The 6,857-nt window shown below is 72.7% G+C and carries 4 protein-coding genes and 1 pseudogene; 1 reads left to right on the forward strand and 4 read right to left on the reverse strand.

The genetic code is table 11. The features are described 5' to 3' along the window. From ACFXAZ_RS38275 to mtnA, 4 genes and pseudogenes are all read right to left on the reverse strand, one after another. Positions 1-972: GerMN domain-containing protein (locus ACFXAZ_RS38275; protein WP_384601296.1), on the reverse strand; the 972-nt coding region annotated here is incomplete at its 3' end. A gap of 178 nt (positions 973-1,150) precedes the next feature. Beyond that, a pseudogene (gene mtrB / locus ACFXAZ_RS38280) lies at positions 1,151-3,094 on the reverse strand (MtrAB system histidine kinase MtrB); the annotation flags it as partial. Position 3,095: 1 nt separating this feature from the next. Beyond that, positions 3,096-3,785 carry a two-component system response regulator MtrA gene (gene mtrA, locus ACFXAZ_RS38285; RefSeq protein ID WP_015659998.1) on the reverse strand — a complete coding sequence of 230 codons (690 nt, stop codon included), beginning with the start codon at positions 3,783-3,785 and terminating at the stop codon, positions 3,096-3,098. 289 nt (positions 3,786-4,074) lie between these two features. After that, the gene (gene mtnA / locus ACFXAZ_RS38290; RefSeq protein WP_384601299.1) at positions 4,075-5,217 is read right to left on the reverse strand and encodes an S-methyl-5-thioribose-1-phosphate isomerase; all 1,143 of its coding nucleotides are present in this window, start codon (positions 5,215-5,217) and stop codon (positions 4,075-4,077) included. A gap of 140 nt (positions 5,218-5,357) precedes the next feature. Between mtnA and ACFXAZ_RS38295 the strand changes: the two genes are divergently transcribed. Beyond that, positions 5,358-6,734 carry a glycerophosphoryl diester phosphodiesterase membrane domain-containing protein gene (locus ACFXAZ_RS38295; protein ID WP_384601302.1) on the forward strand — a complete coding sequence of 459 codons (1,377 nt, stop codon included), beginning with the start codon at positions 5,358-5,360 and terminating at the stop codon, positions 6,732-6,734. Positions 6,735-6,857: the final 123 nt, after the last annotated feature.

Below are 6,857 nucleotides of genomic sequence, written 5' to 3' on the forward strand. Positions count from 1 at the left end.
GGCGGACCCCCGCGCGGCGACCGCGTCGGCGCCGTCCTCGGCGAGCGAGCACAACTGGCGGCCCCCGGACTGGAGTTCGACCCGGTCCACGGCGGGCGTGAGGGTGCGCAGCGTGAACAGCAGCTGGGCGGCCATCTCCTCGCACTTGGCGGCGCCGACCCCGGCCGCCTTGTCGTTCAGCGGCACGGTGAGCTTGTTCTGGTCGTCGGGCGTCAGAGTGACGTCCTTCTCCAGCTCCGTACCGCTCGGGAAGCTCGACCTGACGACCGGGTCCAGCCAGGTGGTCGGCCCGGCGAGCAGGGACTGCACCATCTCCGTCATGGCGTCCACGCGCCTGCGGATGAACACGGGGTCGGCGGCGACGGCGGCCGGCTGCGCGCCCGTCGCGGCGGCGGTGCCGGACGCGAAGTAGTACTTGTTGACGGACGTGTAGTTGCGCTGGAAGTCCGACTGGCCCATGACCACGCCCTGGGGCAGCCTGTCGATGCGCCACTGCCCGGTCTTGCCGTCCTTGGCGAGATGCACCTGGCGGGCGTAGTCGCCGTCCACGGGCGAGTACGACTGCTGGCCGTCGACCAGGGCGATCCGGGTGCCGGTCAGCGTGAACGAGTAGGCGGTGCCGTCGTCCCGCCCGCCCGCGAGGTCGGCCGTGGTGGCGGGCCCGTCGGCGAGCACGGTGGTGGACGCCTCGGGCTCCCAGTCCCGCGCCGCGTCGGTCGTCAGATACAGCCTGGCCGTCTCATAGTGCGGATCGTCGCTGGTCAGAGCCTCCAGAAAGCCCTGCACGATGTCCGGCGGGGCCGCGTCCTCGCGCGGCGGCACGGCGAACACCCGCACCTGCGTGTCCTGCCGTGGCGTCGACTCGACGCCACGCAGATCGCCGTGGTCGGGCATCGAGGCGCAGCCGGCCAGCAGCAGGGTGCCCCCGGCCGCGTATGCCATCACGCGCGCGGGCCCGCGTTGCCGACGCATCGGCTGCCGAACTTCTCGCATGTACGCCATCACGCGCGCGGCGCGCCCGTCACGGTCACCGCCCACGCGTCGCCTCCCCTTGCCGACCTGGCTCCGTCACCCGTGTCTCCGGGCGGTCCTGGGCCGTGCCGCGCACCCCGTCCGGGGCGGTCGTGGTCGTGGTCGTGTCGTCATGCGGCCGTACGGCGCCCCCGGCCGGCCGGGGCACCACGCGCGAGCCGTTGCCGGGCAGGGCGGTCGGGTCGGCGGTGGGGGCGGCGGACGGGCGGGCCAGCGGCGATATCTCCCCGGTGGGCTGCACCGGCACCGTGGCGGTCTTCTCGCCCCCGCGCGGCGGACCGGCGTCCTTGAGGCCGCGATTTCGCCGTGAGTCCTTGGGTTCCAGCGGTATCGGGGAGCCGCGCAGGGGCTCGTCCGCCGTCCTGGGCAGCGTCAGCCGGAACTGCGAGCCGCCGCCCGGCTCGCCCCACGCCTGGAGCCAGCCGCCGTGCAGCCGCGCGTCCTCCAGCGCGATCGACAGGCCGAGACCGGTTCCGCCCGTGGTACGCGCGCGTGCCGGGTCCGCACGCCAGAAACGACTGAACACGCGGGTCGCCTCACCCGGCTTGAGGCCCACGCCGTAGTCCCGTACGGCGACGGCGACCGCGCCGCCCGCCGAGGCGAGCCTGACCACGACATCCTTGCCCTCGCCGTGCTCGACGGCGTTGACGACCAGATTGCGCAGCACACGTTCCAGGCGCCGCGCGTCGGCCTCGGCGACCACGGGCTGCTGGTCGCCGACGACGCGTATGTGCGTGCCCTTGCGCTCGGCGAGCGGCTCGGCCCCGCTGACCACCCGCCGCACGACCTCACGCAGGTCTATCGCCTCGGCCTCCAGCGCGGCGGCGCCCGCGTCGAACCGGCTGATCTCCAGCAGGTCCGACAGCAGCGACTCGAACCGGTCGAGCTGGTCGGCGAGCAGTTCCGCCGACCGCGCGGTGATCGGGTCGAAGTCCACGCGCGCCTCATGGATGACGTCGGCGGCCATCCGCACGGTCGTCAGCGGCGTACGCAGCTCGTGCGAGACATCGGACACGAACCGGCGCTGCATCCGCGACAGGTCCTCCAGCTGCTGGATCTTCAGCTGAAGGTTCTGCGCCATCTTGTTGAACGCCTCGCCCAGGCGCGCGATGTCGTCCTCACCGGTGACCTTCATACGTTCCTGGAGGCGCCCCGCGGAGAGCCGCTCCGCGATCCCCGCCGCCATCCGCACCGGCGTGACGACCTGCCGCACCACCAGCCAGGCGATGGCCCCCAGCAGGACGACGACGAACAGCCCGGCGGTCGCCAGGGTGCCCTTGACCAGGCTCAGCGACTTCTCCTCCTGCGTGAGCGGGAAGAGGTAGTACAGCTGGTACGGGTCACCGTTGGGGTCGTTGACCTCCTTGCCGATGACCAGGGCGGGCTGGGACTCCTTGTCGGTGCCGCTGTAGATGATCCGGGTGTAGCTCTGCGCGGCGGCCGTGTTGGCGTTCACGCGCGTGCGCAGATCCTCCGGGACGCTCTTGTTGGGGTCGACACCGCCGGAGGCGCGCGGCCCGCGCCCGTTGCCGCTGTCGGCGCCCGCGGGCAGCGTGACGACGTCGAAGGCCCCCTGTCCGCCGCTGGACAGCGAGGAGACCAGGTCGCTCATCCACTGGATGACGTTCTGCGCGGGCCGCCCGTCGACCGCGGACGGGTCGTCGCCGGGCACGGCGGCGGCCTCGTCGGCCTGCTGCCGGGCCACGGCGAACCCTCCGGTGGCCTGGCTCTGCGACGCGTTCACCTTGGCGTCCAGCAGGCCGTTGCGCACCTGCCCGATGACGACGAAGCCGAGCAGCAGCACCACGCCCAGGGACATCAGCAGGGTGGTGGCGACGACCTTGAGCTGGATGTTGCGCCGCCACAGCCGCATCACGGGCAGCAGCGGCCGGCGCACCCAGCGCATGAACAGCCTCAGGACCGGGCTGCCCTGCACACCGCCCTGGAGCAGCCCGCCCTCCAGGAGGCGTCCCCAGCGGGAGCCCGGCGTCTTCCGGCCGACAGGCCGCCCCGCATTGGCCCCGGTCCTGCCCGGAGCCGAAGCGGCACTGTCCCCGGACATGTCAGCTCGGCCCGGCCTTGTAACCGACACCACGGACGGTCACCACGATCTCGGGCCGTTCCGGATCCTTCTCGACCTTGGAACGCAGCCGCTGCACATGCACGTTCACCAGCCGGGTGTCCGCCGCGTGCCGGTAGCCCCACACCTGCTCAAGGAGCACCTCACGCGTGAACACCTGCCAGGGCTTGCGCGCCAGCGCGACCAGCAGATCGAACTCCAGCGGCGTCAGCGCGATCGACTGCCCGTCCCGCTTCACCGAGTGCCCGGCGACATCGATCACCAGATCCCCGATGGCGAGCTGCTCGGGCGCCGGCTCCTCGGAGCGCCGCAGGCGCGCCCGGATCCGCGCCACCAGTTCCTTCGGCTTGAACGGCTTGACGATGTAGTCATCGGCGCCGGACTCCAGCCCGACGACCACATCCACGGTGTCGCTCTTCGCCGTGAGCATCACGATCGGCACCCCGGACTCCGCCCTGATCAGGCGGCACACCTCGATACCGTCCCGTCCGGGCAGCATCAGATCCAGCAGCACCAGATCAGGCTTGGTCTCCCGGAATGCGGCCAGCGCCTTGTCACCGTCGGCTACGAAAGACGGCTCAAAACCTTCACCACGCAACACGATGCCGAGCATCTCGGCCAGTGCGGTGTCGTCGTCGACGACAAGGACTCGTCCCTTCATAAACGACATCATCCCATTCTCATAACGGTGGCGAAGGTGCAGGTGAGACACGTCACTGCCTCGTGACCATAGTCGTACCCGGCGGTCACTGTCTGCCCCTGCCCTCAGCGGCGGAGGTCAGGGGCACTCACCCACCCGATTCCGGCGCCCCGGACACGCCTCCACGACGTGCCGGATTTGCCCCCATGAACGGCACCTCATCCGATTCACCGCCGCGAAGCCAAGCCCCTCGAACAGCCGGGATGGCGACAACGACCTCAGGCCCTTCCAGCTGGATCGGGCCGGATCCAGTCGAAACACCTCAGCTCCCCGTCACCACCCCCCGCGCCCTCCCGCACAACTCCGCCAGCCCCTCCCCCGTGACCGGCGACAGCACCCCCTCCTCCGTCACGATCGCCGTCACCAGCTCCGGCGGTGTCACATCGAACGCCGGGTTGTACGCCTGCGTCCCCAGCGGCGCCACCGGCACCCCGCCCCCGGCCCCCCTCACCGCCTGCGGGGCCACGATCTCGGTGACCTCGAAACCGGGCCGCTGCTCGACCTCGATCGACGCCCCGTCCGCGGTGTCCGCGTCGACCGTCGTCACCGGCGCCACCACGATGAACGGCACATGGTGATAGCGCGCGAGCACCGCGAGCGGATAGCTCCCCACCTTGTTCGCCACCGAGCCGTCCGCCGCGATCCGGTCGGCACCTATCAGCACCGCGTCCACCTCACCGGCCGAGAACAGCGACCCCGCCGCGTTGTCGGTGAGCAGCGTGTACGCCATGCCGCTGCGCGCCGCCTCGTACGCCGTCAGCCGGGCGCCCTGGAGCAGCGGGCGCGTCTCGTCCACCCACAGCCGCCGCAGCCGCCCCACCCGGTGCGCCGCGAGCGCCACCGCGAACGCCGTGCCCTCACCGCCCGACACCAGCGAACCGGTGTTGCAGTGCGTGAGGATGCGGTGCCCGCCGCCCGGGAGCAGCTCGTCGAGCAGCGCCAGCCCGTGCCCGGCCATGCGCCTGCTGGCCTCGGCGTCCTCCCGGTGCAGTCGCCGGGCCGCGGCCAGCGCCGCCGCGGCGGCCTGCCCGGCGTCGCCGGTACGGGCGAGCGCGTCCCGGTGGGCGGCGAGCGCCCGCCGCACCCCCAGGGACAGATTCACCGCGGTGGGCCGGGCACCCGCCAGCGCGTCGGCGGCCTCATCCACGTCGAACCCGCGCACGGCGGCGAGCGCGACGCCGTACGCCCCCGCGATACCGAGCAGCGGCGCCCCGCGGACGGCCAGCGAACGGATCGCCTCCACCAGCGCAGGCGCGTCCGTGCACACCCGCTCGACCTCCTCGGCCGGCAGCCTGGTCTGATCCAGCAGGACCAGTACGGGCCCCTCTGGCGGCTCGTCCCAGCGGATCGCCGGGATCTCGGTGGGCCGGTTGTCCTCGCCGGATTGCGCGTACTGATCAGCCATGCGGTCAGTCTGCCCCGTGGACCGCGGACCATTGAAGGTGCGCAGCCCCTACCTCGGCCGGTCCCCCGGCAACTTCCCCATGGCACGATGTTGGCCAACCCGCCGCCGCGACCGCGGTCGGGCACCGTGAAGGAGCCACGATGAACGACACTCCGGGCTGGGCCTCGCCCGGATCCGCCCCGTCCGACGGGCGGGCACCCGGCGCGTCCGGCCCCGCCGAGCCGTCCGACCGGCCCGGCCCCGCGCAGCCCGCCGCACAGCCCGACGCGGATCCACAGAGCCCCGGCCCGAAGTGGTCCAAGGAACAGCCGCCCCCAGCCCAGTGGTCCGCGCCCACCGGCCCGCAGCAGCCGGGCCAGGCCACCCCGCCCCCACCGCCCGGCCCGGGGTGGGGAACCCCGCCCCCCGGCCCCGCCCACGGAGGCTGGAGAGGCGCCCCCGGCGGACCGGGCGCCCCCGGCCCGGGCCCCGGCGGCTACGCCCCGTACGGCGGCCCTGGCGGCCCCGGCGGCTGGGGCACCCCCTGGGGCGGCCCCCCGCCCGCCGCCAAGCCCGGCATCATCCCGCTGCGCCCGCTCGGCGTCGGCGAGATCCTCGACGGCGCGGTCTCCACCATGCGCACCTACTGGCGCACGGTCCTCGGCATCTCCCTGACCGTCGCGGTCATCACGGAGATCATCGTCGTCCTGGTCCGCGGCTTCCTGCTGAACGACCTCCTGGACACCTCCGCCCTCGACAACCCCGACGCCACCCTCGGCGAACTCGCCCGCGTCACGGGCGAGGCCATGGCCGCCAACTTCGTCATCTTCGTGATCTCGCTGATCGGCACCATCACCGCGACCGCCCTGCTGGCGACGGTCACCAGCCGCGCGGTGCTCGGCAAGTCCGTGACCACGGCCGAGGCCTGGCGCGACGCCCGGCCCCAGGTCCTGCGCCTGTTCGGCCTGATCGGCCTGCTGCTGCTCATCCTCGTCGGCATCGTCGCCCTGGGCGCCGTGCCCAGCATCCTGGTCGCCGCCGCGGGCGGAGGCGGCGCCGCAGTCGCCTTCTCCACCCTCCTGATCATCGGCGCCGCCGTGGTCGCCCTGTGGATGATGGTCCGCCTCTCCCTCGCCCCACCCGCCCTGGTGCTGGAGAAGCAGAGCATCACCAAGGCCATGACCCGGTCCGCGAAGCTGGTGCGCGGCTCCTGGTGGCGGATCTTCGGCATCCAGCTGCTCGCCCTGATCATCGCCTACGTCATCGCCATGATCGTCGTGGTCCCCTTCGTCCTCATCGGCGCGACCGTCGACGGCGGGGGCATCAGCGCCTTCATCGAGTCCGGCACCGGCCTGGGCTGGACCTTCCTCGTCATCAGCGGCATCGGATCGGTGATCGGATCCATGATCACGCTCCCGATCACGGCCGGCGTGCTGGTGCTCCTCTACATCGACCAGCGCATCCGCCGCGAGGCGCTCGATCTCGACCTGGCCCGCGCGGCCGGCGTCCAGGGCTACGCCGCCACCCCCAGGAGCTGATGCGGTGCTCTCGACGGGGGGATTCACCACGGCGCTGTGGCCGCCGCCACGCAGCCCCCTCCTGGCCCCCCTCACCCCCGCGCGCGACCCCCCCCGCCAGCCCCGCGACGGCGAACAGGCCAC

The sequence above is a fragment of the Streptomyces sp. NPDC059477 genome (assembly GCF_042749375.1).
GTDB lineage: Bacteria > Actinomycetota > Actinomycetes > Streptomycetales > Streptomycetaceae > Streptomyces.

Excerpts from the sequence above, each read along its gene's own strand:
- ACFXAZ_RS38295 (WP_384601302.1), top strand. The coding sequence starts at position 5,358 with ATGAACGACACTCCGGGCTGGGCCTCGCCCGGATCCGCCCCGTCCGAC.
- mtrA (WP_015659998.1), bottom strand. The coding sequence starts at position 3,785 with ATGATGTCGTTTATGAAGGGACGAGTCCTTGTCGTCGACGACGACACC.
- mtnA (WP_384601299.1), bottom strand. The coding sequence starts at position 5,217 with ATGGCTGATCAGTACGCGCAATCCGGCGAGGACAACCGGCCCACCGAG.